18 protein-coding genes are annotated in these 26,507 nt (G+C 72.4%); 10 read left to right on the top strand and 8 right to left on the bottom strand.

What is annotated here, in order from left to right:
* The first annotated feature begins 4 nt into the window (after window positions 1-4).
* The 4 genes from AB0G04_RS08920 to AB0G04_RS08905 are packed head-to-tail and all read left to right on the top strand — an operon-like array spanning window position 5 to window position 9,815.
* Window positions 5-1,291 (top strand): LLM class flavin-dependent oxidoreductase, encoded by a 1,287-nt coding sequence (locus tag AB0G04_RS08920; RefSeq protein WP_360978952.1) that lies wholly within the window; start codon window positions 5-7, stop codon window positions 1,289-1,291.
* Window positions 1,284-2,939: a fatty acyl-AMP ligase gene (locus tag AB0G04_RS08915; RefSeq protein WP_360978949.1), complete on the top strand. Its 1,656-nt coding sequence runs from the start codon at window positions 1,284-1,286 to the stop codon at window positions 2,937-2,939. Before AB0G04_RS08920 ends, AB0G04_RS08915 begins: the two co-directional genes overlap by 8 nt.
* A complete protein-coding gene (locus tag AB0G04_RS08910) occupies window positions 2,917-8,346 on the top strand; it encodes an SDR family NAD(P)-dependent oxidoreductase (protein ID WP_360978946.1) in 5,430 nt (1,809 codons plus the stop codon). Before AB0G04_RS08915 ends, AB0G04_RS08910 begins: the two co-directional genes overlap by 23 nt.
* A complete protein-coding gene (locus AB0G04_RS08905; RefSeq protein WP_360978943.1) occupies window positions 8,343-9,815 on the top strand; it encodes an APC family permease in 1,473 nt (490 codons plus the stop codon). The genes AB0G04_RS08910 and AB0G04_RS08905 overlap by 4 nt, the downstream gene beginning before the upstream one ends.
* Window positions 9,816-9,904: 89 nt before the next feature.
* Here the strand turns inward: AB0G04_RS08905 and AB0G04_RS08900 are convergent, their stop codons facing one another.
* From AB0G04_RS08900 to AB0G04_RS08870, 7 genes are all read right to left on the bottom strand, one after another.
* Window positions 9,905-11,557: an alpha/beta fold hydrolase gene (locus AB0G04_RS08900; RefSeq protein ID WP_360978940.1), complete on the bottom strand. Its 1,653-nt coding sequence runs from the start codon at window positions 11,555-11,557 to the stop codon at window positions 9,905-9,907.
* 73 nt (window positions 11,558-11,630) lie between these two features.
* On the bottom strand, window positions 11,631-11,999 hold the full coding sequence (locus AB0G04_RS08895) for a VOC family protein (protein ID WP_360978937.1): 369 nt from the start codon (window positions 11,997-11,999) through the stop codon (window positions 11,631-11,633).
* 5 nt (window positions 12,000-12,004) lie between these two features.
* Entirely contained in the window at window positions 12,005-13,477 is a 1,473-nt protein-coding gene (locus tag AB0G04_RS08890) for an FAD-dependent oxidoreductase (RefSeq protein WP_360978934.1), read from the bottom strand.
* 88 nt (window positions 13,478-13,565) lie between these two features.
* Complete coding sequence (locus AB0G04_RS08885; RefSeq protein WP_360978931.1) at window positions 13,566-14,831, bottom strand: nitric oxide synthase oxygenase; 1,266 nt, start codon at window positions 14,829-14,831, stop codon at window positions 13,566-13,568.
* Window positions 14,832-14,850: 19 nt separating this feature from the next.
* Complete coding sequence (locus AB0G04_RS08880) at window positions 14,851-15,531, bottom strand: DUF899 family protein (RefSeq protein ID WP_360978928.1); 681 nt, start codon at window positions 15,529-15,531, stop codon at window positions 14,851-14,853.
* Window positions 15,524-18,049: an ATP-dependent Clp protease ATP-binding subunit gene (locus AB0G04_RS08875; RefSeq protein WP_360978925.1), complete on the bottom strand. Its 2,526-nt coding sequence runs from the start codon at window positions 18,047-18,049 to the stop codon at window positions 15,524-15,526. Before AB0G04_RS08875 ends, AB0G04_RS08880 begins: the two co-directional genes overlap by 8 nt.
* 117 nt (window positions 18,050-18,166) lie before the next feature.
* Window positions 18,167-18,697 carry a winged helix-turn-helix domain-containing protein gene (locus tag AB0G04_RS08870; RefSeq protein WP_360978922.1) on the bottom strand — a complete coding sequence of 177 codons (531 nt, stop codon included), beginning with the start codon at window positions 18,695-18,697 and terminating at the stop codon, window positions 18,167-18,169.
* A gap of 528 nt (window positions 18,698-19,225) precedes the next feature.
* Here AB0G04_RS08870 and AB0G04_RS08865 point away from each other — a divergent pair.
* Together AB0G04_RS08865 and AB0G04_RS08860 are read left to right on the top strand one after the other, a co-directional pair.
* Window positions 19,226-19,837: a DUF6073 family protein gene (locus AB0G04_RS08865; protein ID WP_360978920.1), complete on the top strand. Its 612-nt coding sequence runs from the start codon at window positions 19,226-19,228 to the stop codon at window positions 19,835-19,837.
* A 71-nt stretch (window positions 19,838-19,908) separates the two neighbouring features.
* Window positions 19,909-20,499 (top strand): class I SAM-dependent methyltransferase, encoded by a 591-nt coding sequence (locus tag AB0G04_RS08860; RefSeq protein WP_360978917.1) that lies wholly within the window; start codon window positions 19,909-19,911, stop codon window positions 20,497-20,499.
* Window positions 20,500-20,504: 5 nt separating this feature from the next.
* On the opposite strand, the gene AB0G04_RS08855 is transcribed toward AB0G04_RS08860, so the two are convergent.
* The gene (locus tag AB0G04_RS08855) at window positions 20,505-21,827 is read right to left on the bottom strand and encodes an AarF/UbiB family protein (protein WP_360979363.1); all 1,323 of its coding nucleotides are present in this window, start codon (window positions 21,825-21,827) and stop codon (window positions 20,505-20,507) included.
* Between the two features lie 116 nt (window positions 21,828-21,943).
* Here AB0G04_RS08855 and AB0G04_RS08850 point away from each other — a divergent pair, with 116 nt between their 5' ends.
* The 4 genes from AB0G04_RS08850 to AB0G04_RS08835 are packed head-to-tail and all read left to right on the top strand — an operon-like array spanning window position 21,944 to window position 26,488.
* Window positions 21,944-22,603 (top strand): O-methyltransferase, encoded by a 660-nt coding sequence (locus tag AB0G04_RS08850; protein ID WP_360978914.1) that lies wholly within the window; start codon window positions 21,944-21,946, stop codon window positions 22,601-22,603.
* Entirely contained in the window at window positions 22,600-23,643 is a 1,044-nt protein-coding gene (gene hppD / locus AB0G04_RS08845; RefSeq protein WP_360978911.1) for a 4-hydroxyphenylpyruvate dioxygenase, read from the top strand. Before AB0G04_RS08850 ends, hppD begins: the two co-directional genes overlap by 4 nt.
* Window positions 23,640-24,956 carry a PLP-dependent aminotransferase family protein gene (locus tag AB0G04_RS08840; protein ID WP_360978908.1) on the top strand — a complete coding sequence of 439 codons (1,317 nt, stop codon included), beginning with the start codon at window positions 23,640-23,642 and terminating at the stop codon, window positions 24,954-24,956. Before hppD ends, AB0G04_RS08840 begins: the two co-directional genes overlap by 4 nt.
* The gene (locus AB0G04_RS08835; protein ID WP_360978905.1) at window positions 24,953-26,488 is read left to right on the top strand and encodes a 4-hydroxyphenylacetate 3-hydroxylase N-terminal domain-containing protein; all 1,536 of its coding nucleotides are present in this window, start codon (window positions 24,953-24,955) and stop codon (window positions 26,486-26,488) included. Before AB0G04_RS08840 ends, AB0G04_RS08835 begins: the two co-directional genes overlap by 4 nt.
* Window positions 26,489-26,507 lie beyond the last annotated feature (19 nt).

Below are 26,507 nucleotides of genomic sequence, written 5' to 3'. Positions count from 1 at the left end.
GACTATGCAGTTCGGGATGTTCTTCGAGCTCCAGCTGCCGCGGCCGTGGCGGCCGGACAGTGAGCAGGAGCTGATCAGCAACGCGCTCACCTGGGCGGAGCTCGGGGAGCGCGCCGGGATCGACTACGCCTGGGCGCAGGAGCACCACTTCCTCGAGGAGTACTCGCACTCCACCGCGCCTGAGGTGTTCCTGGCCGCGGTCAGCCAGCGCACCACCCGGATGAGGCTCGGGCACGGAATCAGCCTGATGGCGCCGGCCTACAACCACCCGGCCCGGGTGGCCGAGCGGATCGCCATGCTCGACCTGGTCAGCCAGGGCCGGGTCGAGTGGGGTACCGGCGAGTCCAGCTCCCGGCTGGAGCTGGAGGGCTTCCGGGCCAACTACATCGAGAAGCGGGCGATGTGGGCGGAGGGGGTGCGCGAGGCCGCGAAGATGATGGCCTCCGTGCCGTACCCGGGATATCAGGGCCGGTACTTCTCGATGCCGTCGCGCAACGTGGTTCCGAAGCCGGTGCAGACCCCGCACCCGCCGCTGTGGGTGGCGTGCACCAACCGGGAGACCCTGAAGATGGCCGCCCGGCTCGGGCTCGGCGCGCTCACCTTCTCCTTTATGGACGCCGGCGAGGCCCGGTTCTGGGTGAACGAGTACTACGAGACGTTCGAGCGGGAGTGCCGGCCGATCGGGCAGGCGGTCAACCCCAACGTCGCCATGCTCGCCGGGCTGATGCTGCATCCCGACGCCGACGTGGCCCGCGCCCGTGGCCTGGAGGGGCAGCGGTTCTTCAAGTGGGCGCTGGCGCACTACTACCGGTTCGGCGCGCACACCCCGGGGCGCACCTCGCTGTGGGAGGAGTTCCAGCGGGCCGAGCCCGAGCCGATGGCCGGGCTCGGCGCGGTCAACGACCCGGCCGGGGCGCGCGAGCACTTCCGCGAGCTCGAAGAGGCCGGCGTCGACCAGGTGATCCTGCTGCAGCAGGGCGGGCGGTACGAGCACGAGCACATCTGCGAGTCGCTGGAGCTGTTCGGCCGCGAGGTGGCACCCGACTTCGCCGAGCGTCATGCCGAGCTGGCCGCCAAGAAGCAGGCCCGGATCGCCCCCTACGTGGAGGCCGCCCTGGCCAACGTGGAGCCGCCGGAGGCGGTCGAGCCGCCGGTGGTGGAGGCGTACCCGCGGCTGTGGGAGCGCGAGGGCGTCACCGGCAAGCAGGTCGGCGCGCAGCGGGCGCTGGACGCGGCGTCGCTGTGGCGGCTGCACGTGGGCGGCACGGGTGGGGGAGCCGGCCGTGGCTGACACCCTCGTGGCACTGCTGCGCGAGGCCGCGCAGCGCGAGCCGGACGCGCTCGGGTACGGCTTCCTGGCCGACGGCGAGTCGGATCTGCGCAGCTTGACCTGGGCCGGGCTGGAGCAGGCGGCAGGCCGGGTGGCCGCGCTGATCGCGCGCACCGTCTCACCCGGCGGCCGGGTGGTGCTGTGCCTGGACGCCGGCCTCGACTTCGTGACCGCGTTCTTCGGCTGCCAGCTCGCCGGGGTGGCGGCGGTGCCGGTGTATCCGCCGTCGCCCGGCCGGCCCGGGCCGGGGCTGGCCAACCTGGAGCGGGTCGCGTCGGACTGCGGCGCCGAGCTCGTCCTGGCCTCCGACGGGTACGCCGGCCTGGCCCCGCCCGGCCCGGTGCCGTGGGTTTCGATCGCGGCGGCGGCGCTCGAGGAGCCGCGCACGGCGATCCGGGTACGTCCCCGCGACCTGGCGCTGCTGCAGTACACCTCCGGCTCCACGGGCACCCCGAAAGGCGTGATGCTGCGGCACGAGCACCTGCTGGCGAACCTGGAGTCGATGCACTGGTTCGTGCGGCGGCCCAGTACCGGGACGGTGGTGTCGTGGCTGCCGATGTACCACGACATGGGCCTGATCGGCACCCTGCTGTACCCGCTGTACCGGCGGATGCCGGCGTACCTGATGTCGCCGCTGCACTTCATGCACCGCCCGCTGCGCTGGCTCGAGCTGATCAGCCGGGTGCGCGCCACGATCAGCGGTGGACCCAGTTTCGCGTACCAGCTCTGCACCCGCCGGGCAGCGGCGGCGACCGGGCTGGACCTGAGCAGCTGGGACGTCGCGTTCAACGGTGCCGAGCCGATCAGCGCGGCGGTGCTGCGCGACTTCGAGCGGACCTTCGCCCCCCACGGACTGCGACCCGGCACGGTGCGCGGCTGCTACGGGATGGCGGAGGCGGCCCTGCTGATCTCCGGTGACCGCGCGGACCGGACCGCGGCGCACGAGCGGACCGAGGGCGACCGGGTCACCTCGGGAGGCCTGCCACCCGGCCACGACGTGCGTGTGGTCGGCACGGACGGCCGGCCCGTGGCGGACGGCACGCCGGGGGAGATCTGGTTCCGTGGGCCCAGCCTCAGCGACGGCTACTGGGGCAAGCCGGAGGCGACCGCCGCCGCGTTCGGCGCGAGCCTGCCCGGTGACGGCGGCGGCTTCCTGCGTACCGGCGACGAGGGTGTGCTGGCGGGCGGCCGGATCTACGTCACCGGACGGCTCACCGACCTGCTGATCGTGCGCGGCCGGAACATCCACCCGCACGACGTCGAACGGACCGCGCAGGGCGTCGACCGCCGGCTGCGTGCCGGCGGCGGGGCGGCTGTCGCCCTCACCGGACCGGACGGCGAACGTGTCGCACTGATCCAGGAGGCCGGCGCCCGCGACCCGGCCGAGCTGCGCCGGCTGGCCTTGGCCGCGCACGGCGCCCTGCTCAGCCACCACCAGCTGGACGCCGAAATCGTGCTCGTCGCTCCGCGCAGCATCCGCAAGACCTCCAGCGGCAAGATACGCCGGTCCGCGACCCGCGACGCGTTGATCGCGGGGCAGCTGGAGGTCCTCTACCGCACCGAGCTCAGCGACCGGGAGGTGGCCGATGTCCCCATCGTCATTCGTTGACGACGCCGATTACCTGCTCAGCTGGATAGTCGAACGCATCGCCGTGCTGTCCGGCCGCGCTGCCGGCGAGGTCGACCCGGATGAGACCTTCGCCGGCAACGGCCTGGACTCGGTCCGGGTCGCCGAGTTGGCCGAACGGCTCGGCTCGGCGCTGGGCCGCCGGGTGGACGCCGCCGAGATGTTCGAGTGCCCCACGCCGCGGGCGCTGGCGCGAAGCCTGACCGCCTCCCGGGTGGCCGAACCCGCAGCCCCGGGCCCGGCGGACGCGGGCGCCCCGATCGCCGTGGTCGGGCTGGCCTGCCGGATGCCGGGCGCGCCGGACGCCCGGGCCTTCTGGCGGATGCTGCTCGACGGCGTGGACGCGGTCGGCGACGCCCCGCCCGGCCGCGGCCCGTGGCCCACCCGGGGCGGCTTCCTGCCGGAGGTCGCCGACTTCGACGCGTCGTTCTTCCGGATCTCCACCGAGGAGGCCGAGCAGATGGACCCCCAGCAGCGGATGCTGCTGGAGACCACGGTCGAGGCGCTGGAGGATGCGGCCGAGCTGCCGGCCCGCCTGCGCGGTTCGGCGACCGGCGTGTTCGTCGGCATCTCGAGCGTGGACCACGCTCACCGGGTGCTCGGCCCGCACCCGGGCCGGTTCACGCCGACCGGCAACTCGTCGGCGATCGCGGCCAACCGCCTGTCGTACGCCTTCGACTGGCGCGGCCCCAGTCTCGCCGTCGACACCGCCTGCTCGTCGTCGCTGGTGGCAGTGCATCTGGCGGTGCGGGCCCTGCGCGCCGGCGACTGTGAGCGGGCGGTGGCCGGCGGCGTCAACGTCCTGCTCGACCCCAGGGTGTCGGCGGGTCTGTCGGAGGCCGGGATGCTGGCTCCGGACGGGCGGTGCAAGGCGTTCGGGGCGGCGGCCGACGGCTACGGCCGCGGCGAGGGCTGCGGTGTGGTGGTCCTGAAACGGCTCAGCGACGCGCTGGCCGCCGGAGACCGCGTCTACGCCGTCATCCGCGGCACCGCCGTCACCTCCGACGGGGCCTCCAACGGCCTGACCGCCCCCAACCCGGCGGCCCAGCGCGCGGTGCTGGCCGCCGCCTACGCCGACGCCGGGCTCACCCCGGCCGCGGCCGGGTACATCGAGTGCCACGGCACCGGCACGCCGCTGGGCGACCCGATCGAGGCCCGGTCGATCGCCGAGGCCCGCGGCACCGGCGACGTCTGTGTGATCGGCTCGGTGAAGTCGAACATCGGTCACCTGGAGGCGGCCGCCGGCATCGCCGGGTTGATCAAGACGGTGCTCGCCGTGCACCACGCGACGATCCCGCCGAGCCTGCACGCCGCCGAGCCCAGCACCGCCATCCCCTTCGGCGAGCTGCGCCTCCGGGTGGCGACCGGCACCGAGCCGTGGCCCGGCGATCAGCGGTACGCCGGGGTCAGCGGGTTCGGCTTCGGCGGCACCAACGCGCACGTCGTGCTCGGCGCCGCCCCACCGGCCGCGCAGCCCGCCGCGCTCACCGGCCCGGTGGTGGTGCCGCTGAGCGCACGCAGCCGCGACGGCCTCGACCGGCTCGCCGGTGCGCTGGCCGAGCATCTGCGCCACGCCGGCCCTGACCAGGCAGGCGCAGTGGCCGCGACGATGGCGCTGGGCCGTACCGCGCACCGCCCGTACCGCGCCACCCTGGTGGCCGCCGACCCGCGCGACCTGCCCGCCCGGGCCGCGGAGCTGGCGCGTGACCTGCCCGCCGCGACGGTCCCGGCCACCCCACCGGCACCCCCGGCGGTCGGGTTCGTGTTCAGCGGCCAGGGCAGCCAGTTCGCCGGGATGGGCCGGGAGCTGTACCGGGCCGACCCGCTGTTCCGCTCCACCGTGCGCCGCTGCGACGAGGCGGTGGCCGGCCGGATCGGCTTCCGGATCGAGGACGTCCTCTCCGGCGCCTCGGAGGTGGACGTCGACGACACCGCGGTGGCCCAGGTGCTGATCGTGGCGGTGCAGCTCGGCCTGGCCCGGCTGTGGGAGTCGCTGGGCGTACGCCCAGCGGCGGTGGCCGGCCACAGCGTCGGCGAGCTGGCCGCCGCGGCGGTCGCCGGCATCCTCGACCCGGCCGAGGCGATCAGCCTGGCGGCGGTGCGCGGCCGGACCATGGCGGCCGCCCCCGCCGGTGCGATGGCCGCGACCGGTCTGACCGAGAGCGAGGCCGCCCGCCGCTATCCGCATCTCGACGTGGCTGCCGTGAACGCGCCCGGCACCACCGTGCTGGCCGGGCCCGCCGCGGACATCGACCGCCTGGCCGACGAGCTCAGCGCCGCGTTCGTGCCGGTCAGCCGCCTGCCGGTCCGGTACGCCTTCCACAGCCGCCTGATGGACGCGGCCGCCGCCGAACTCGCCGAAGCGGCCGGCCCGCTGCGGCCGGGACCCGGTGACATCCCGTTCTACTCGACCGTCACCGGCGCCCGCGGCATCGGCGAGAAACTCGACGGCGGTTACTGGAGCCGCGGCGTGCGCCAGCCGGTGCGGTTCGCCGACGCGGTGTCCGCGATGGTCGCCGACGGTGTGACGGTGCTGCTGGAGATCGGGCCGCGAGCCGCGCTGCAGGGTTCGCTGGGCCGGATCGCCGAGGGCGCCGGCGTGAGCGTGCTCAGCACCGTGGCCGGTCCGGAGGAGCAGGTGCTCTCGGCGATGCGCACGGCCGGCGAGCTGTACCGGCTGGGCGTGCCCGTGGACTGGCGGCACCTGTATCCCGGCCCGCGCCGGGTGACCTCCGCACCGTCGCACGCCTGGGACCGTCGCCGGCACTGGAGCCCGCTGCCGGACACCGCGCCGGCGCCGGCGCCGGCCGATCTGCTGGGCCGTCGCGTCGACCTGGCCGACACGGACCGGCTGGTCTGGCAGAGCGAGCTGCGGCCCGGGTCTCCGCCGTGGCTGCGCGAGCACCGGGTGTCCGGCGCGGCGATCCTGCCGGCGGCCGGCTTCCTCGACGTGTTCACCGCCGCCGCACGGGCGCTGCCCGGCTCCGTCGCCGTGGCGGACGTGACCATCGAGAGCCCGTTGCCCGTCGACGGTGCCGGCGTCCGGTTGCAGTGCACGGTCACCGGCTCCGGCGACGAACGCGAAGCAGTCGTGCACGCGCGCGACGGCGACGGGCCGTGGCGCCGGCACGCCCGGGCCCGGCTGGTCGCGGCGGCGGCGCCACCCGGGCGCACCGACACGGGAGCGGTGGCCCGGCGCTGCCCCGACACGGTGCCCGGCCCGCCGCTCTACGCGGCGCTGTCGGCCCGCGGCCTGGAGTACGGTCCGCTGTTCCGGGCCGTCACCGCGGTCCGGGCCGGCGACCGTGAAGCCCTCGCCGAGCTGGCCGTGCCGGACACCGACGAGCCCTCGTACCGGGTCCGGCTGCTCGACGCGGCCCTGCACGCGCTGGCCGCCACCGGCGCGGCCGGGGGTGCCGGCGCTGGTGCCATCGTCCCGATCGGTGCGCAGAGCCTGACGTGGTGGCGTCCGGAGCGGACCGCCCGCCGGGCACATCTGCTGGTCCGCGACACCGGCCGGGACGTGCTGATCGCCGATCTGACCCTGCTCGACGGCGAGGGCGAGGCGGTCGCCGGGTTGCGCGGGCTGCGGTTGCGGCGGCTCGGCCGTGAGCATGCCGGTGACCGGCTGCACTGCTACGACCTGCGCTGGCGCGAACAGCCGGCGCATCCGGCCGGACCGGAACCGGCAGGGCGGATGCTGGTCCTGGCCCCGGTCACCGGGCCCGGCGCCGAGCTGGCCGACCGGCTGGCCGCAGCCGGGGCGACGGTCTGCCGGACCGGCCCCGGCCCGGCCCGACTCGACGAGCGCCCGCACATCGACCCGCTCGACGGCGAGCAGCACCGGCAGCTGCTGCGGCATTTCGGCGCGAGCCTCGGCGCGGTGGTGCACCTGCCCGGCGCCGGTGGTGAGGACGCGGCCGACGCGGTGGAGTCCGCGCTGCACCTGGTGCGCGCCGCCACCTTCGCCGCCATCCAGCCGCGCCTGCTGTTTGTCACGGCCGGTGCCCAGCCGGTCGCGGGTCACCCGGTCACCGACCCCCTCGGCGCCGCGGTGTGGGGGCTGATCAAGACGGTCCCGGTCGAGCATCCGCGCCTGGCCGTCGGCTGCCTCGACCTCGACCCGGCCGATGATGACCCGGTCGCGGCGATCCACGCCGAACTGCGCACCGCCGGTCGCGACGCGGAGGCCGGGTACCGCGGCGGCGTCCGGTTCGTGCGGCGGGCGTCCCGGACCGCCATCGCACCGCCCGCGGCGGTCCCGGTACGCCCCGACAGCGCCTACGTCATCACCGGTGGCTCGGGCGCGCTGGGCCGGCAGGTCGCCGAGCGGCTCGCCGAACGCGGCGCCGGCCGCATCGTCCTGATCGCTCGCCGGGCGCCCCGCGAACCGCTTCCGCCCGGCCTGCTGCGGCACTGTCCCGACGTCGAGGTGATCGAGGCGGACGTGGCCGATCCCGCCCAGCTGCGCCGCGCGCTCACCCTGGCCCGCGCCGGCGACAGCCCCCTGCGGGGTGTCGTGCACGCCGCCGGTGTGCTGGACAACGCCGCGCTGCTGGAGATGGTTCCGGACGCGGTCCGGGCCGTGCTGGCGCCCAAGGTCCGCGGTGGATGGCTGCTGCACGAGCTGACCGCCGACGACCCGCTGGACTGGTTCGTGCTGTTCAGCAGCGCGGCCGGGGTGCTCGGCTCGCCCGGGCAGGCCAACTACGCGGCCGCGAACGCCTGTCTGGACGCGCTCGCGCACCACCGGCGCGGTATGAGCCGGCCCGCTGTGTCGATCGACTGGGGCCCTTGGGGACAGGCCGGGATGGGCGCCGATTGGGGCAGCGGTCTGGACCACGAGCTGCGCACCGCCGCCCGGGTGATCGCGCCGCCGGACGGGCTCGACGCGTTCGAGGCGTTCGCGGCGGGCACCGCCGTGCAGCCGCTGGTGCTGCCGTTCGACATCGCCGACCTGACCGCCTTCTACCCGTCCGACGTGGGCCGCGACTTCTTCGCCGAGGTGGCGACCGCGCAGGGCGAGGCGTTGCGCACTGTCGGCACACCCCGGTCGGCCCGGCCCGATCTGGCGGTGCCGTACACCGCGCCGCGCACCGACGTGGAGGAGCGCATCGCCGCGATCGTGCAGAAGTCCACCGGTATCGCCGAGATCGGCGTGCATGACCCGTTCTTCGAGGTCGGCGGCGACTCGGTGATGGCCAACCAGATCCTTGTCGAGGTGAACCGGGTGCTGGGTGTGCGGCTGCGCCCGGAGGATGCCTTCGCCGAGCTCACGGTGGCGAACCTGGCCGCGCTCGCCGAGGCCGACATGCTGGCGCGCCTGGACGACCTCACCGAGGAGGAGGCGGCGCTGCTTCTGGCACAGCCCGAGGAGGAAAAACCATGACATCAGAGGTACGTCCCCGCCTGTCCGACCCGGTCACCACCACCGACCCGCCCGGGCTGCGGCCGGACTCGGTCAGCGCCAAGCATCTGGTCTTCTTCGTGGTGTCCGCGGCCGCGCCGCTGACCGGCATGGCCGGGTTCGTGGCCCTGGCGTTCCTGTTCGCCGGGCCCATCGTCCCGGCCGGCTATCTGGTCGCCGGCGCGGTGTACGCGCTGTTCGCGGTCGGATTCACCGCGATGAGCCGGCACATCCGCAACAGCGGCGCCTTCTACGCCTACGTGGAGGCCGGGCTGGGCCGGGCAGCCGGTGGCGGTGCGGCGTTCCTGGCGTACACCGCCTATGCGCTCGGGCAGGTCGGCTTTCTGGCCGCGTCCGGGGTGTTCAGCTCGCTGATGCTGCAGGAGATCGCCGGCGTGCGGGTGGCCTGGCAGGTGTGCGCGCTGGCCGTCGGCGTCCTGGTGGCGGTGCTGGCTTTCCTGAAGGTGACGGTCGGTGCGCGGGTGCTCGGCGCGTTGCTGTTGCTGGAGCTGGGCATCCTGTTCGCGCTGGCGGTGGCGGTCATCGCCCGCGGCGGCCACGAGGGCTTCACGTTCGGCAGTCTCAACCCGCTCAACCTGCTGACCCCGGCGGCCGGCGTGCTGTTCGTGTTCACGTTCGTGATGTACACCGGGTTCGAGCAGACGGCGGTCTACGGCGAAGAGGCCCGCGATCCGCGCCGGACGGTGCCCCGGGCCACGTACGCGGCGCTGGCCGTGCTCACTGTGGTGTTCGCGTTCATCTCGTGGATCATCCTGATCGCGGCCGGGCCGTCACGGCTGGCCGCGCTGCTGGCCGGGGACCCCGCCGAGCTGATGTTCGGGCTGTCCACCGACTACCTCGGCGAGGCGCTGACCGCCATGATGCGGGTCCTGGTGGTGACCAGCTTCATCGCCGGAGTGCTGGCCCCGCACAATGTCGGCACCCGTTACCTGTACTCGCTGGGCCGCGACCGGCTGCTGCCCGCCGCGTTCGCCCGGGTACATCCGCGGACGCGTACGCCCAGCGTGGCCGGCGTGGCGCACACCGCGCTGGTGCTGGGCACGCTGGCCGTCTTCGGGGTGACCACGCTGGACCCGTACACCCAGATCATCGTCTGGACGAACACGCCGACGCTCGTCGGGGTGATCGCCCTGGAGGTACTCACCAGCATCGCGGTGATCCGCTTCCTGGGCCGCTCCGGCACCGGGGAGACCCGCTGGCAGCGGTCGTTCGCTCCGGCCGCTGCGGGGGTGCTGCTCAGCGCGGCGCTGATGCTGATCGTCGTCAAGATGGACGTGCTGACCGGTCTCGGCCCGGTCGGCAACAGCCTGGTGCTGGCACCGCTGGCCGTCGCCTTCATCGCCGGGGCCGTGCGGGCGGGCGCGGTGTCCGAGGCTGCCGCGGCAGGCGCCGGGCCCGAGCGTGCGGGTGCCCGCGGGCGCGGCGCCTGAGTTCGTCACGGCAGGAGCCGGGCCCGGGCAGATCCGCCCGGGCCCGGCCTTTCTCCGGTGCCACCGCCGGCACGGGGGAGACCCCGGCGTCACCAGAGGCTGGGGGAGAGCAGCGCCACGATCCAGCCGAGCACCGCGGCTTGGGCCAGGGCCGGCACCCGGGGGTCGGCGCGCCGCGCGAACATGCCGGCGCACAGCAGTTCGAGCCCGATCAGGATCGGTGCCAGGGCCAGCAGGTGCATGCCGAGCATGCCGGGCAGCACGCCGATGACCACCCCGGCCATCACCACGACGATCAGCAGCAGGCGCGCGGCCAGCGAACGCGCCGACGCGGCCACCGGCGAGCCGTGCCGCAGCAGCCGCTCCACCGCGAGCAGGAACGGCGTCAGCAGCGCCGCCGCGACGACCGCGGCGAGCAGCCGCTGCGGTGTAGGGACCAGGGTGTGCGTGACCGGGCCGACCGGGGCGAGCAGCAGCAGCATCCCGCCCGCGGCCACCGGTGCCGCGACGGCGACCTGCCGCCACCCACCGACGGCCGGATCGCCCGGCTGCGGCAGTCGGGCCCACCGCCGGACAGCCGGGGTGCGCGTCGCCGCGCTCAGCAGCAGCCCGGCCGCGGCCAGGAGCATCACCAGCGCGCCGCCGGCCTCCAGACCCAGCAACTGCCCCGGATCACCCCAGGTCAGCAGCGGAATCGGCGCCAGCAGCGCGCCGGTGACCAGCAGGAAGGCGCGCCGCCCGGCCGGGCGCGGACAGTCCACCGGGCCGGCCAGCGCACCGGCCCAGCGCCCGAGCAGCACCAGCAGCACGGCCACGCACAGCAGGTAGCCGCCGGCGAGCGGGAGCCGGTGGTCCGCGGGCGTGGGTACGGCCACACCCGGACCCACCGACGCGGTGAGCCAGTCGACGATCCGGCCGGCCGTGTCGTCGGCGTACAGCATGGTCAGGTGGTCGGCACCTTCGACCTGCAGCAATCCCACCGCCGATCCGTCGGCGTGATCGCCGTAGCGGCCACCGAACGCGACCGGGCGGCCCAGGAACTGCGCGGCGGTCGCCGCGGCCTCGTCGCGGACCACGTCCCCGTCGAGTGCGGCCACCAGGAACAGCGGGTTGCGCGGACGGACCGGGCCGACGACGGTGGCCACCGAGCCGCCCATCGCCACGGTCGCGGCCGGCCGGGCGTCGTGAGTCGCGAGGTCGACCACGGCCGCCGCGCCCATCGAGTGCCCGGCCACGACGATGCGCTCCGGGTCGGCGTACGGCAGCCCGGCGGTCCAGTCGTAGACAGCCCGCAGGTCTGCCCGGCGCCCGTCGAAACCGTGCGGTTCGTGCGGCGTCCGGTTGCCGCCGTGTCCGCGGAAGTCGAAGGCGACCACGACGTAGCCGGCCCGGGCGATGCGCCGCGCCAGCCAGCTCATCGTGGACCGGTCCGCGGAGTGGCCGTGCGCCAGCACGACGGCCGGCGGCCGGGCGCCCGGGACGGGGGGTGGCAGGTCGACCGCGCTGGTGGTCAGGCCGGGCACCCGCCCCGGCACGTACAGGGTGGCCGGGATCCGGCCGTCCACGACGACCTCGCGGTGCGGCACGCCGCCGCGTTGCTGCGCGCCGAGCTCGGCGGCGGTCACCGCCGCGCCGGCCGCGGCGAGCACCGTCACCAGCGCGGCCACGACGCGGAGACGGTGCCGGACGGTGGCCGGCGCCACGGCCGGCGCCGCCGATTCCTCACTGGTCAGGGTCTGCACGCGGGCACCTCCGATGAACGGCGGCGCGGCGCGCCGGGAGAGCCCGTCACGCCGCGCCGGGGGTTTCGCCGATCTACAGGGTCCGGCCCCAGAGGCCGATGGTCACTCCCGCCGGGTCGACCAGGTCCGCGAACGCGCCGGTCTCCTCGTCGACGAAGACGGGTTCGACGGTCACTTTCGCGCCCAGCTCGCGGGCCCGGTCGACGGTGCCGGTCAGATCCTCGACGTATACGTAGAGCACGGTGGCCGGTGATCCGGCCGGGCCCTGCGCGCGGGTCATCAGCCCGATCTCCTGGTCACCGAGCCAGATCGTCGACGCGCCGCCGTCACCGAGTTCGAAGTCGCGGAACGACCAGCCGAACAGGGCCGCGCCGAAGGCCTGCGAGGCGTCGGGGTCGGGGGTGCGGATGTCGAACCAGTTGACGGTTCCGTGCCCCGGCATGGCGGTCACCGGTTCGCCCCGGCGTGATGCCGGTACGCCGCGTCGAGGTAGCGCACGATCCGGTGCGAGGCCAGGTCCTCACTGAAGACCGTGCCGAGCAGCACCTCGGGGCTGAGCCCGACCGGGTGCTCGACGATGTCGTAGAAGCGTTGCGCCGCCTGCCGGTAGAAGACGTCCAGCACCGAGGTGTCGGTGTGCGACGGCAGGCGCAGACCGGCCTCGATGGAGGCCGAGACGCCGTGGAAGGCGAACTCGGCGACCGCCTGCTCCGCGCTCATCGACTCGATCGGCGCGCGCTCCGGGGTGAAGTGCGGCAGCGCCTCGGCCAGCGAACCCGCGCCGAGCAGGTCGTCGACGACCAGCTTCGCCACGATCGGCGAGCAGTGGAACCCGTCACGGTACGTCCCGGTGGTGACCAGCAACCCGTCGACCGAGGTACGCCCGATCAGCGGGAAACCGTCGAGCGCGACCGGCCGGTTGCCGACGAGCCACTGTTTCACGTCCGAGAAGAAGATCTTGTGGTCGAGCTGCTCGCGGGCCACCTGGACGAGGAACTCGCTCATCCCGATGTCCGGGACCGTCGCCGGGTCGTCGAACAGCAGGTTGGTCGCGCCCAGGTACTCGACGCCGTCGCCGAGCGGGATCAGGTGCAGGCCGCACGAACCGGAGCGGTTCGGGGTGCGCACCACGTGCTGGAAGCCCGGGCCGGCACGCCGCACGGTCTGCACCGCGATGCCCTTGCCGGCGAACATCGCGGGCACGCTGCCGGGCGGGAGGCAGTCGAGCAGCCGGCCGGTGTACGCGCCGGCGGCCAGCAGCACGGTACCGCCGGCCACGGCGGTGCCGTCGGCCAGGCGTACCCCGGTGACCTGCCCGTCGCCGGTCTCCACCCGCTGCACCTCGGCGTCGATCAGCCGCACGCCGAAGCGTTGCGCGGCCGCGGCCAGTGCCGCCACCACGGGCCGCGAGTCGATCGCGCCCTCGCGCGGCAGGTGCGTCGCCCGCAGCGGGCGGGCCTCGGCCAGCGGGTCCAGGCCGGGCACGTCCTCGGCGCTGATCTGCTCGTGCGGTTCACCGAACTTGTCCAGGGCAGCCAGCAGCGCGGCGTAGTTCTCGTCGTCGAGGTGCCCGGACTTGGCGTTCAGCAGCACCGTGGTGCCTGAGCTGAGCGAGGCGTCGACCCGCTCGTGGCCGGAGTCCTCCTTGACCTCGGCCAGCCACTGCGGCCAGGCGTCCAGGGCGTCGCGGCACAGCTGGAACTTGGCCTGGCCGGCCGGCGACAGCAGCGTGTACTTGGTGATCTCGCCGAACGTGTTCAGCATCGCGCCCGCGGCCATCGACGCCGCGCCCTCGCGGGCCTGCGGGCCGACGACCACGATGCTCTGGTCGGGCGCCCGCTTCGCGAGCTGGTAGGCGATCGACAGGCCTATGACGCCATTGCCGACGACGACGACATCGAATTTCTGCGGAAGGCTCATGTGATTCTCCCCGGCTGGAAAATGCGGCCGACGGCGTATCGGATAAGGGAGAAGTTACGGCCTTGGGCGCGATTTCGGATGGTTTCTGTCAGCCATCTTTCGACCCATGACGGCGCATCTCACGATGTGCCGACAGGTCAACCGCCGGAGCCACGCCGGCCTGGCCGGACGCGTCCCGAAGAGGTGTGAAGGGGCATCGGGCGGGACCCTGCGCCGGGAGAAATTGCGGGCCTTCGACGGTGGTCTCGTAATAGCGGTGGAAGACCGGCGTCAATGCACCGGACATCGGCGGAACGATCCAGCTCCAGTCGGCCGGGCAACTGCGCCCGGCCCCTTCCTCACGGGCCAGGTGCATGAGGAAGCGCCGCGATTCGGTGTGGTGGTCGGTGATGGTCACGCCGGCGGACTTGAACGAGTGCAGCACCGCCCGGTTCAGCTCCACCAGCGCCCGGTCGCGCCACAGCGTCGACTCGTCGGCGGTGTCCAGGCCGAGCAGCCGGCCCACCGTCGGCAGCATGTCGTAGCGGTCACGGTCGGCCAGGTTGCGGGCGCCGATCTCGGTGCCCATGTACCAGCCGTTGAACGGGGCGGCCGGGTACTCGACACCGCCGATCCGAAGCCGCATGTTGCTGATCACCGGGAGCGCGTGCCAGCGCAGGCCCAGTCCGGCGAGCGCGGGCAGTTCCGGATGGCGCAACGCGACCTCCAGCACGGCGTCAGCCGGCAGTTCGGTGACGCTGTCCCCGCCGCGCCCGTGGACCAGCAGCGGGAGCACGTCGAACGGGCCGCGCCGCGCCGGCGGGCGCCACCCGGCGGCGACGGCGGCCTCGGTGAGCGTCACGTTCTGCGGGTCGCCGAGCACACTGCCGTCGTCGAGCCGGTGACCGGCGTACCGGATCAGCTGGTCGTTGCGGATGCGCGGACCGGGCCGGCCCGGCCGGTCCGGAGCGAAGACGGTGATCATCGGCCGGATCCGGCCGCGGTTGGTGGCGGCTCGCAGATGCTGCACGCAGCGCTCGGCCACCTCCTGCGGGTCCTCCACCTCCCGGGCGTCGACCACCTTCAGCCCGGCCCAGTACAGACGGCCGATGCAGGCGGCGCTGTTGCGCCACGCGACCCGCGCCCCGAACGCCAGCTCCGCCGGTGTGTGCCGGTAGGTCCCGGTGGCGCGGATCTCGGCCCGGATCTCCAGCAGCCGTTGTTGCAGCGGTTGGGCGGGGGACTGCTCGGTGTGGAACTGGCGCAGGAACTGCTCGGCCTCGGTGATGTCGGTGAACGGTTCGGCCGGTGCGGGATGGCGTGCCTGGCGCGCGGGCGAGGGCACGACCCACATCGACTGTCGGGACGCGGTCATGGCGGTGTCCTCTTTCGGATCAGTGGCAGCAGTCGCCTCCGGCCGCCGGACGGTTGGCCGGGAACCAGTCACGGCGCCCCTGCGGCAGCAGGTCGAGCAGCTGCCAGACCGGGCTGAGCAGATCCATGCCGCGGCCGGAGCCGTCCGGGAAGATCGCGTGTCCGGTCCAGAAGTGGCGTACGGCCGGTCCGTTGCGGGTCAGCACCGACATGGCCGGGACCGTGCCCTCCGGCCCGTCGATGTTCATGGCCGCGGTGAACGCCGTCCCGGCGCAGGACAGCAGCCGCAGCCGGTGCCAGCCGCGTTCGCCCGCCCACCGGGTGATCTCGTCGATCGGTGCCGGGCAGACGACGGCCAGCCCGGCGTTCTCCTCGACGTGTGCCGCGACGCCGTTCAGGCCGTCCAGCCACATCGAGCACATGGGGCAGAAACCCTCGTCCGGAGTGTGCATCAGGTGGTACACGATCAGACTGTCGTGCGCGCCGAACAGCGCGGACAGAGGCGTCCCCCGAACCGTGCCGGCCACCACCTCGGTGAGTACGACATCGTCGAGATCAGCGCCCTCGGGCAGAGCCCGGCGCAACGCCGCGACCCGTTCGATCGCGTCACGCAGCTCCTGCTCGGCTCGCAGCAGCTCACGCCGCGCCGTGACGTAGTCCTGCTTTGCGCCGTCCGGCCACATCACGATCTGTTCAGTCATCGCCGTCCATGTCCTTGCCGTCGTCGGATCCGCCACGGTGCCGCACGTCCACCGGCTCGCCGCGGTCCGGCGCGGTGGCCGCACCCTGGAAAACGAACCGGGCCGCGGTCCGGCTGTCCGGTCCCGGCGCCACGTCGACGACGACCTCCTCGCCGGGCGCGATCACGCCGAACAGGATCTGCTCGGACAGCGGGTCCTCGATCTCGCGTTGCACGGTCCGGCGCAGCGGCCGGGCGCCGAGGATCGGGTCGAAGCCGCGCTCGGCCAGCAGCCGCTGGGCCGCGGCGGTCAGCCGCAGCGACATCCCGCGCTCGGCCATCCGGCGGCGGACCCCCTCGATCATCAGGTCGGTGATGTGCAGCGTCTCGGCGCTGGTGAGCTGGTGGAAGACGATGGTGTCGTCGATGCGGTTGAGGAACTCCGGCCGGAAGTGCTGCCGCAGCTCGTCGCCGACCTTCCGCTTCATCCGCTCGTAGGACGACTCGTCGTCCTCGACGGCCTGGAACCCGAGCGACACGGCCTTGGCGATGTCGCGGGTGCCGAGGTTGGTGGTGAGGATGATGACGGTGTTCTTGAAGTCGACGATGCGGCCCTGGCCGTCGGTGAGGCGGCCGTCCTCGAGGATCTGCAGGAGCGTGTTGAAGACGTCCGGGTGGGCCTTCTCGATCTCGTCGAACAGAACCACGCTGAACGGCTTGCGGCGCACCTTCTCGGTCAGCTGGCCGCCCTCGTCGTAACCCACGTAGCCGGGAGGCGCACCGACCAGGCGGGACACCGTGTACCGGTCGTGGAACTCGGACATGTCCAGCTGGATCAGCGCGTCCTCGGAGCCGAACAGGAACTCCGCGAGCGCCTTGGACAACTCGGTCTTACCGACACCGGACGGGCCGGCGAAGATGAACGAGCCGGACGGGCGCTTCGGGTCCTTCAAACCGGCCCGGGTACGCCGGATCGCCTTGGCGACCGCCTGGATCGCGTCGTGCTGGCCGATGATCCGTTTGTGCAGCTCATCCTCCATGCGCAGCAGGCGGGTCGTCTCCTCCTCGGTCAGCTTGTACACCGGGATCCCGGACTGCTCGGCCAGGATCTCGGCGACCTCCTCCTCGTCGATGCGGTCACCGCCGGTGGCCGGCTCGGCGGCCCAGCCCTGGCTGGCCAGCCGGCGTTCCCGGTCGCGCAGCCGGGCGGCCTGCTCGAAGTCCTGGGCCGCGACGGCGGCCTCCTTCTCCCGGCGGATCCGTTCGATCTTCTCGTCCAGACCCGCGCGGGCCGGTCCGCGCGACATGCGTGCCAGGTTCAGCTCCGCGGCCGCCTCGTCGATCAGGTCGATGGCCTTGTCCGGCAGGAACCGGTCGGAGATGTAGCGGTCGGACAGTGTCGCGGCGGCGACCAGGGCAGCGTCGGTGATGCTGATCCGGTGGTGGAGTTCGTACCGGTCGCGCAGGCCCTTGAGGATCTCGATGGTGTTCTCGAGCGACGGCTCGCCGACCTGGATGGGCTGGAAACGCCGTTCCAGTGCGGCGTCCTTGCGCTCCAGGTGCAGGCGGTACTCCTCCAGCGTGGTCGCGCCGATGGTTTGCAGCTCGCCGCGCGCCAGCATGGGCTTGAGCAGGTTCGCCGCGTCCATCGCGCCCTCGCCGGCGCCCGCACCCACGAGCATGTGAATCTCGTCGATGAATACGATCACGTCGCCGCGGGTGCGGATCTCCTTGAGCACCTTCTTGAGACGTTCCTCGAAGTCACCCCGGTACCGGGAGCCGGCCACCAGGGCGCCGAGGTCCAGCGCGTACAGGGCCTTGCCCTTGAGCCGGGCCGGGACCTGGCCGGACGCGAGACGCTGTGCCAGCCCTTCGACGACCGCGGTCTTGCCGACGCCCGGCTCGCCGATCAGGACCGGGTTGTTCTTGGTACGCCGGCACAGCACCCGCATGGTCCGGTGGATCTCCTGATCACGGCCGATGACCGGGTCCAGCTGCCTGGCCCGGGCGGCCTGGGTCAGGTCCCGGCCGAACTGTTCGAGCAGGATGGACTTGTTGTACGCCGGTTCCTCGGTGATCCGGGACGGCGGCGCGACCTCCACCACCGGCTGGTCGGCGCGGCGCACCACCTCGGTGCGCACCCGCTCGAGGGTGGCGCCCGCGTCGACGAGCAGCCTGGCGGCCTCGCCGGATCCCTCACGGACCAGACCGAGCAGGATGTGCTCGGTGCCGATGTACGTGTGGTTCATCGCGAGCGCCTCACTCAGCGCCAGCTCCAGGACCTCCTTGGTGCGGGGAGTGAACGGGATGTGCCCGTCGCCGCTCTGCGCTTCCCGTCGCAGTTGTGTCTCGACGCGTTGCCGGACGTCGTCCAGCGGGACGTCGAGGTGGCGCAGAACCTGCGCGGCCAGGCAGTCTTCGTCGTGCAGGAGGCCCAGGGTCACGTGACCGGTACCGACGAAGTCGTTGCTGCACAGCCGGGCCTGTGATTGCGCGTGGACGAACGCCTTCCTGGCCCGGTCGGTGAACCGCTCGAACATCTTCCCTCCTTGCTCGTCGGCGCCGGCACGATGGCTACCGGAATCCATGCAAGCAGAAAGGTCGATTTCGTTATAGCTTTCTGTCGGTGTGCAGAACGATTTCGCCGGTACCGTGCGTCAGCGGGAGATCTCCAGCAGGTACCCCTGGCCCCAGACGGTGCGGATGACCAGTCCGATGGCGCCGATGCGCCGCCTGATCCGCATGATGTGCAGGTCCAGTGCGTTGCGCTGGCAGCGGGCGGGCCGCTCCGGCAGGCATTCCAGCAGCCTGGACCGGGGGACGACCTCGCCGAAATCGCGGACCAGGCAGTGCAGCAGATCGGCCTCGGTCGGCGAGACGGCGCAGGAGCGGCCGTTGTAGCGGATCACGCCGACCGGGTCGATCTCCGGAAGGCGGCCGGCCCAGGCCTTCGCCCGCAGGGTGGCCATCCGGGCGTTCAGGTCGGCGTGGCTCACTGGCGCCCGGATCCAGTCCTCTCGCGCGTCCGCGCAGATCGGGGGCTGGCATCCCGCTTCGACGACGAGGAGTACCGGTATCCCCAGTTTTTTGTAGTGTTCGCGGCGGTGCTCGTCGGCCGGCCAGCGGACTAGTTTCACGTCAGTCTCAGAGACGATCCGGTTGTCGTTCTGGCGCTGGGTCAAAATCACGCTTCACCTTCCACGGCTGAACCCCTCCTGCGGCTGGTGTGGCTACCGTCGATGTCTCGGCGCTCCGAGAGTTACATCGGTAGCGGAGAGTGTCAATCCGGGTGCGCAAGGCGGTCCGACTCGGTCCTGTATCAGTCACCGTTAACGCGCCGACCCCCGCTGACGGCTTTCCGTCGGCAGGCTGACGGAACGGGCGAAAAGGCGTTGTCCGAGCACCGAGCCGGGATCGTCGGCCGACGAAGCGGCCGCGCACGCCCTTCTCCGGCTCCTCGCGTGCCTGGTGCCGGGCCCTCCGCGGGCCTTTCCTGAGAGATTCCTGAGAATGCATTCGAGCGCGTGATGATGCATAGCCTCGCAGTTCAGGCGGATGCTCGGTTACCTGCCCACTCCGGCGAATTCGGCGCCAAGCAGGTGAGTCCGACACGTCCAGGTCATCACTTTGGGATTGACAGATTTCGTTGACTGCGGCACGGGTCGCTATACGATGCTGAAGTAGTTATCGCTACGGACGTCCGTAAGGAGGACGAAGTGACCGTCAACTACTTCCCGCCCGGAGGCACCGACTACCTGCGGCTGTGGACCGACGCCGTCATCGAGATCGCCGGCGGAACGGAAACCATCGAGGCCGACGGCTGGTTCGTGGTCAACCGCAGCTTCCCCGCCGTGCAGGACCCGACCAAGATCGTGGTCGAGATCCTGCAGATGAACCTGCGGGGCCGCAGTGAGCAGCTCGGTGAGTTCCTGTTCACTCTCAACCCGCGGATGCAGAGCATGGGTGAGGAGGCCCTGATCGCGCCGGACAGCTTCGAGAGCCGGTTCAAGGGCTACTTCGACGTGTTCTTCCAGCTGGAGCTGCTCGACCAGGGGAAGACCCTGGTCAACCGGGACCCGGTCAACATCTCCGGCGTCTTCGGCGCGCTGCCGCCGATCGGCGCGATCGGTGAGATGGCGCCGGGCGACCGCGTCGCCATGTACGACGTGGACGCGCTGGACGGCGAGCCGGTCATGCACATGCTCGCCACCCGCAAGATCGTCGGCCAGTACGTGACCGGCGACTACGCCTCGCGCCGCGAGGAGCTCAGCACCGTTCAGGCCCAGGCGGCCGAGTTCGCGCGCACCGCGAGCACGGTCAAGGCCTGATACATCCCTGTCATGTCCGCCCGGGACGGCCGCCCGGGCGGGCATGCCCATGCCTACGGAAGGACGACACCGTGCCGGACAGTCACTCCGTCGAGAACTTCAACCGCATCGCGGACCGTTACGACCGGCACTGGGGACAGATCTCGTGCCGGCGGGCCGACGCCGACGTGCTCGCCGCCGCCGACCGCCGCCCCGTCCGGGTCCTCGACGTCGGCTGCGGCACCGGGCGCCTGCTCGCCGCCGCGGCGCGCCGCTGGCCCGACGCCGAGCTGATCGGTGTGGATCCGGCCGCCGCAATGCTGCGGGTGGCCCGTGCGAAGCTGCCCCGGGCCTCTTTCGCCGTGGCCGCCGCCGAGCAGCTGCCGTGCCCGTCCGGCAGCGTCGACCTGGTGCTGAGCACCACCGCGTTCGGACACTGGCGCGACCAGGCCGCCGGACTCGCCGAGATCGCCCGGGTGCTGACCCCCGGCGGGTTGCTGGTGCTCGCCGAGCACACCCCGCCGCCGCGATGGCTGCGCCGGGCGGCCGCGGTCCTCGGTGACCTGCCGCAGCACCGCGACGAACCCGAGATGCGCGCCATGCTGACCCGGGCGGCGCTGCGGGTCCGCTCGGCCGCCCGGGTCTCCGGCGGCCTGCTGATGCTGACCGCCACCCCGGCCTGACCCACTCAGCCCGCCCGCGCCTCCCGCGGCTTTGCCGCCTCCCGGGGCACCCCGGTCAGTAGCGCCTTGATCAGCATCGGCTTTGCCTCGGCCTGGAAGTCGACGTCCGCGTCGTACTCGTTGATCATGCCTTCCAGTACGAGCAGAGACAGCAGCGGGAAGACGAACTCCGGCGCCGCCGACACCCCGTGCCGGCGCTGCAGGTCGAACAGGCTGGCCGCGAACGGGCCCAGTTCGAATTCCCCGGCGGTGCGCTCGGTGCTACCGGCGATCAGCTCGACGATATCGGCGCGGAAAGCGTCCAGATCGGCGCCGGCCGTGTCCTCCGCGCTGCGCACGATGATGTCGGCGCAGTACTCGCCGTTGCCGCGGGCCATGTTGAGGAAGAACTCGGCGAACAGCCGCCGGACCTTCGGGCTCAGCACCACCACGAATCCCATGTCCAGCAGGACGATGCCACCGTCGGCGCTCAGATACAGGTTGCCCGGGTGCATGTCGCAGTGCACCAGGCCGTCGAGGAACAACATCTGGTACGCACAGCGCAGGATCCGGCGTACCGCCAGCACCGCGGTCTCCGGCGGCAGGTCCTCACGCCGCATCCGCCGCAGCCCGGGCAGGAACTCCATGACCAGCACCCCGTCGGCCGAGGCGTCCTCCAGCGGCTCGGGCAGCCGCAGATGCCCCTGCCCGGCGAAGTTGCGCCGCATCAGCGCCAGCGCCCCCGCCTCGGCCACGAAGTCGAGCTGGCCGAGCACCGCGTCGGCGAGCTGATCGACGATGCGGGTGGCGGGCAACCGGCGGAAGCCGGGCAGCCGCTGCATCAGCGCGGCGCCCATGCGCAGCAGCCGGAAGTCGGTGGCCATCAGCCCGCCGATGCCCGGCCGGCGGACCTTCACCGCGACCTCACGCCCGTCCAGTAGCGTCGCCCGATACACGCACGCGATGCTTCCGCTGGCCACGGCCGTCTCGTCGATCGCGGCGAACGGCCAGGGGCGGCCCCGGTAGGCCGAATCGACGGCGGCCCGCGCCGCGGCGGCCGGCATCGGCGGCACCCGGTCGGTCAGCTCGCCGAGCGCCTCGCAGACCGGCCCGGGCAGCACGTCGCGCCGGGTGCTCAGCAACTGGGCGGCCTTGATGAAGCTCGGCCCGAGGGCGATGGTCAGATCCTGGAGCCCGGCGACCGCCGCGGCGCGGACCGCGGCCGGTCCGCGTACGGCGGCGACGCCGAGCGCCGGCGCTGAGCGCACGACGTGGCCGGCGGTCACGGCGGTGATCCGGGCGGCGCGGGCGGCGGTCGTGAACCGGCCCGCGCGCGGTGCGGGAATCATAGACACCGCCCCATCGTCTCATGTGTACGAACGCCTTCCGGGGGTCGCCGGACAGATGTGTTCAGGCGTTGAAAGATTGCCGGTGCCGGCGATTGCCCGTGACTTTGAATGACAGCATGGGAAATAGAATTCCGATCACGATCCCAGGCGTCGAGGAATACGTGGCCGCACACACCACTCCCGATGCGGACCACCTGCTGGACCTGGCCGCGGAGACACGTGAGGCGTGCGAGCGCCCGGTCATGATGGTGGGCCCGGTCGAAGCCCGCTTCCTGCAGTTCTTCCTGCTCTCCCACAAGCCCCGGCGAGTGCTGGAGATCGGTACGTTCACCGGCTACTCAGCGCTCTCGATGGCCGCCGCACTACCCGCGGACGGGCACATCGACACATGCGAGAAGGACCCGAAGCACGTCGAGATCGCGCGCCGGCACATTGCCGCAAGCAAATTCAGTGAGCGCATCACCGTGCACGAGGGATCCGCGCTCGACACGATTTCGCGTCTGTCCGGGCCGTACGAGTTCATTCTGCTGGACGCCGATCAGGCGAACTTCCCCGCCTATCTCGACCCGTTGCTGGAGCTGCTCGCCGACGGGGGCGTGCTGGCGGTCGACAACGTCCTGTGGGACGGCGCCGTGCTCGACCCGGCCGACGAGCGCGACAGCACCCGCGGCGTACGCGAACTCAACGACCTCGTGGTGTCGCGGCCCGACCTGAGCTGCGTGATGCTCTCCGTGCGGGACGGGATTCTGCTGATCCGCCGGGAGGCCGGCCGATGACCGGCACGGGGGCGCAGGTCCGAGGTATAGCCCACGTCGAACTCGCCACCGCCGACCCCGACGCGGCGATCGACTACTTCGCCGACGGCATGGGCTTCACCACGGAGCCGATGATCGGCTCGGCGCCGGACCGGCGCTGCGTGCTGCTGCGCCAGGGCGGGATACGCCTCGTGGTCAGCAGCCCCACGACAGTCACCGGAGAGATCGCCGAGTACGTCGATCGGCACGGCGACGGCGTCGCTGACATCGCGTTCAGCGTCGACGACGCCGGCCGGGCGTACGCGGCCGCGCTCGCCCGTGGTGCGTCACCGGTGCGGGAGCCGGCCCGCCGGCCGGCGACCGGCGGCGGCGTCACCACGACGGCGACGGTCCGTGGCACCGGGGACCTGCTGCACACGTTCGTCTCGGGCGGTGCGGCCCCGACGAACTCCGGCGCCTTGCTCCAGCTGGTTGACCACGCCGCGATCTGCCTGCCGGCCGGGACGTTGAAACAGACGGTGGACTTCTACCGTACGGTGTTCGGCCTGCACTCGATCTTCACCGAGCGCATCGAGGTCGGCGAGCAGGCGATGAACTCCGAGGTCGTGCAGAACGACACCGGGGAGGTCACCTTCACCCTCATCGAGCCGGACACCAGCGCGAAGCCGGGCCAGATCGACGCGTTCCTCGCCGGGCACGGCGGAGCGGGCGTGCAGCACCTGGCGTTCCTCACCGACGACATCGGCGACGCCGTACGGGCGCTGCGCGAGCGATCGGTACGGTTCCTCGACGCGCCCCGGCACTACTACGCGGCGCTGTCCGGGCGGCTGCCCGAGTTCGCCGCCGAGGTGCACCGGCTGCAGGAGCTCGACGTGCTGGTCGACCGCGACCACTGGGGGCACCTGCTGCAGATCTTCACCAAGTCCGTGCACCCGGCCGGGACCCTGTTCTTCGAGCTGATCGAGCGGCGGGCCGCCCGCACGTTCGGCAGCGGCAACATCCGGGCCCTGTACGAGGCCGTCGAGCAGGAGTTGCTCACTTCGGCCGCCGACCGCAGATGACGGTGGAGACCGACGTCGACCTGGGGCCGGACCGGCTGTTCGCCGCCCTGGCCGATCCGGTGCTCAGTTCGGCCGCGCTGCTCAACGAGATCGCCTCGCGCCATCCGGAGGCGATCTCGCTGGCCGCCGGTCGCCCGTACGACGGCTTCTTCGAACCAGCCGAGCTGGGTGGACTGATCGACGAGTACCGGCGGTACCTGAGCGTCGAACAGGGGCTTCCCGAGGCGGAGATCACCAGGCGGCTGTTCCAGTACGGCCGCACCGCCGGGCACATCAACGAGCTGGTCGCCCGCAATCTGGAGCTCGACCACGACATCCGGGTGGACCCGGCGTCGGTGGTGGTGCTCGCCGGTGCGCAGGAGGGCATGGTCGCGGTCACCCGGGCGCTGTGCACCGGCCCCGGCGACGTCCTCCTCGTCACCTCGCCGTGCTACATCGGGATGCTCGGCGCTGCCAAGCTCCTCGGCGTCGAGGTGGCCGCTGTGCCCGAACGCCCCGACGGTCTCGCCGCCGCCGACGTCGCCGCGGTCGCCGATCGGGTGGCCGCCACCGGCCGGCGCCCGGTCGCCCTCTACCTGGTGCCGACCTTCTCCAACCCGTCCGGCCACACGCTGACGCTGGCCCAGCGGCACGAGTTGCTCGCCGTCGCGGCGTCGCGGCGCCTGCTGCTGATCGAGGACGATCCGTACGGCTTCCTCGCCGGCCCGCAGGAGCGGGTGCCGGCCCTCAAGGCGCTCGACCCCGGACGGCACGTGGTGCACTTGGGCACGTACGCCAAAACCTGCTTTCCCGGCGCCCGGGTCGGCTATGTGGTCGCCGACCAGCGCGTCCGCACCGCCGACGGGCGCCGCGGCTTGCTCGCCGACGAGATCGCGCTGATCCGCAGCATGATCACCGTCAACACCTCCGCGGTGTCACAGGCCGTCGTCGGCGGCCTGCTGCTGCGCGGCGGCGGCCGGCTTCGCGAGGCGAACCGGGAGCGGATCGCCCACTACCGCCGCAACCTCGAGGTCCTGCTCGACGCGCTGAACAGGTCTTTCCCGCCCGGCAGCGGGGTGTCCTGGACGCGTCCGGCCGCCGGGTTCTTCGTCGTGCTGCGCGTGCCGTTCGTCGCCGACGACGCGAAGCTCGCCGAATCGGCCACCCGCTACGGCGTGCTGTGGACCCCGATGAGCTACTTCTACCCGGACGGCGGCCCGCGCCACGAGCTGCGCCTGTCGTGCAGCGCCCTGGACCCCGGGCAGATCGAGGAGGGGGTGCGCCGGCTGGCCGCCCTGGTACGTGACTCGCGGAAGGAATCGGAGCAGCCATGACCACGCAGTTGTCCCAGCGCACGCCGTTCACCGGCGCTGAGTACCTGGAGAGCATCCGGGACGGCCGCGAGATCTGGATCTACGGCGAGCGGGTTCGCGACGTCACCACCCATCTCGCGTTCCGCAACAACGCCCGGATGATCGCCAGGCTGTACGACGCGCTGTGGGACCCGGCCGAGCGCGACGTGCTCACCACCGCCACCGACACCGGCTCGGGCGGCTTCACCCACCGGTTCTTCCGCGCCCCGCTCTCCCGCGACGACCTGCGCGGCTGCCGCGACGCGATCGCCGCGTGGCAGCGGCACTGCTACGGGTGGCTGGGCCGGTCACCGGACTACAAGGCCTCGTTCCTGGCCACGCTCGGTGCCGACCCGGACTTCTACGCGCCGTTCGACGGCAACGCCCGCGCCTGGTACCGCCGCGCCCAGGAGCAGGTCCTGCACGTCAACCACGCGATGGTGCACCCGCCGGTGGACCGCAACCGGCCGCCGGACGAGGTCGCCGACGTTTATGTGCACGTCGAGCGGGAGACCGACGCGGGTCTGGTGGTCAGCGGCGCCAAGGTGGTGGCGACGGGGTCGGCGCTGACCCACTACAACTTCATCGCCCACCACGGCATGCCGGTCCGGGACCGCCGGTTCGGGGTGGTCTTCTTCGCCCCGATGGACGTACCCGGCGTGAAACTGTTCTGCCGGACCTCCTACGAGCAGACCGCAGCCCGGACCGGCAGCCCGTTCGACTATCCGTTGTCGAGCCGGATGGACGAGAACGACGCCGTCATCGTCTTCGACCGGGCGCTCATCCCGTGGGACCACGTCCTGGTCTACGGCGATGTGGAGCGAGCCAACACGTTCTTCCACCGTTCCGGCTTCCTACCCCGCTTCACTCTGCACGCGATGACCCGGCTCGCGGTGAAGCTCGACTTCATCTGCGGCCTGATGATGCGGGCTGTCGAGATCAACGGCACCGGCGACTTCCGGTCGGTGCAGGCCAACATCGGCGAGGTGATGACCTGGCGGCACCTGCTGTGGGCGCTGTCCGACGCGATGATCGAATCCAGCGGCCCGTGGGGCGACGGGTTCGTGCAACCCGCCGAGGAGTACGCGCTCACGTACCGGGTGCTGGCGCCTATCGCGTACGGCAAGGTCAAGGAGCTGGTCCAGCACACCGTCGGCAGTGGCCTGATCTACCTCAACTCCGGCGTCGAAGACCTGCGCAACCCGGAGATCCGGCCGTACCTGGACCGCTACCTGCGCGGCTCCAACGGATACTCCGCCGCCGACCGGTCCAAGGTGATGAAACTGCTGTGGGACGCCGTCGGCAGCGAGTTCGCCGGCCGGCACGAGCTGTACGAACGCAGCCACGCCGGCAACCCGGAGGAGAACCGCATCCAGGTGCTGCGCAAGGGCGCGGCGGGCACCATCGGCCGCGGCATGCTGGACCTGGTCGACGCCTGCTTGTCGGATTACGACCTGGACGGCTGGACCCGGCCGGACCTCTTGAACCCGCCGGGCGACGGGGTACCCGGATAGGTCGTTAGGCGCACCGGCG

Origin of the sequence: Actinoplanes sp. NPDC023801 (assembly GCF_040639655.1) — a bacterium.
Taxonomy (GTDB): domain Bacteria; phylum Actinomycetota; class Actinomycetes; order Mycobacteriales; family Micromonosporaceae; genus Actinoplanes.
The sequence above is the reverse complement of the archived record's forward strand: the minus strand, read 5'-3'. Positions and strand labels throughout refer to the sequence as shown.

Coding starts and splice junctions, on each gene's coding strand:
- hppD (WP_360978911.1), top strand. CDS start 22,600: ATGACCGGCACGGGGGCGCAGGTCCGAGGTATAGCCCACGTCGAACTC.
- AB0G04_RS08840 (WP_360978908.1), top strand. CDS start 23,640: ATGACGGTGGAGACCGACGTCGACCTGGGGCCGGACCGGCTGTTCGCC.
- AB0G04_RS08885 (WP_360978931.1), bottom strand. CDS start 14,831: ATGACCGCGTCCCGACAGTCGATGTGGGTCGTGCCCTCGCCCGCGCGC.
- AB0G04_RS08890 (WP_360978934.1), bottom strand. CDS start 13,477: ATGAGCCTTCCGCAGAAATTCGATGTCGTCGTCGTCGGCAATGGCGTC.
- AB0G04_RS08920 (WP_360978952.1), top strand. CDS start 5: ATGCAGTTCGGGATGTTCTTCGAGCTCCAGCTGCCGCGGCCGTGGCGG.
- AB0G04_RS08855 (WP_360979363.1), bottom strand. CDS start 21,827: ATGATTCCCGCACCGCGCGCGGGCCGGTTCACGACCGCCGCCCGCGCC.
- AB0G04_RS08875 (WP_360978925.1), bottom strand. CDS start 18,049: ATGTTCGAGCGGTTCACCGACCGGGCCAGGAAGGCGTTCGTCCACGCG.
- AB0G04_RS08905 (WP_360978943.1), top strand. CDS start 8,343: ATGACATCAGAGGTACGTCCCCGCCTGTCCGACCCGGTCACCACCACC.
- AB0G04_RS08850 (WP_360978914.1), top strand. CDS start 21,944: ATGGGAAATAGAATTCCGATCACGATCCCAGGCGTCGAGGAATACGTG.
- AB0G04_RS08895 (WP_360978937.1), bottom strand. CDS start 11,999: ATGCCGGGGCACGGAACCGTCAACTGGTTCGACATCCGCACCCCCGAC.
- AB0G04_RS08880 (WP_360978928.1), bottom strand. CDS start 15,531: ATGACTGAACAGATCGTGATGTGGCCGGACGGCGCAAAGCAGGACTAC.
- AB0G04_RS08910 (WP_360978946.1), top strand. CDS start 2,917: ATGTCCCCATCGTCATTCGTTGACGACGCCGATTACCTGCTCAGCTGG.
- AB0G04_RS08835 (WP_360978905.1), top strand. CDS start 24,953: ATGACCACGCAGTTGTCCCAGCGCACGCCGTTCACCGGCGCTGAGTAC.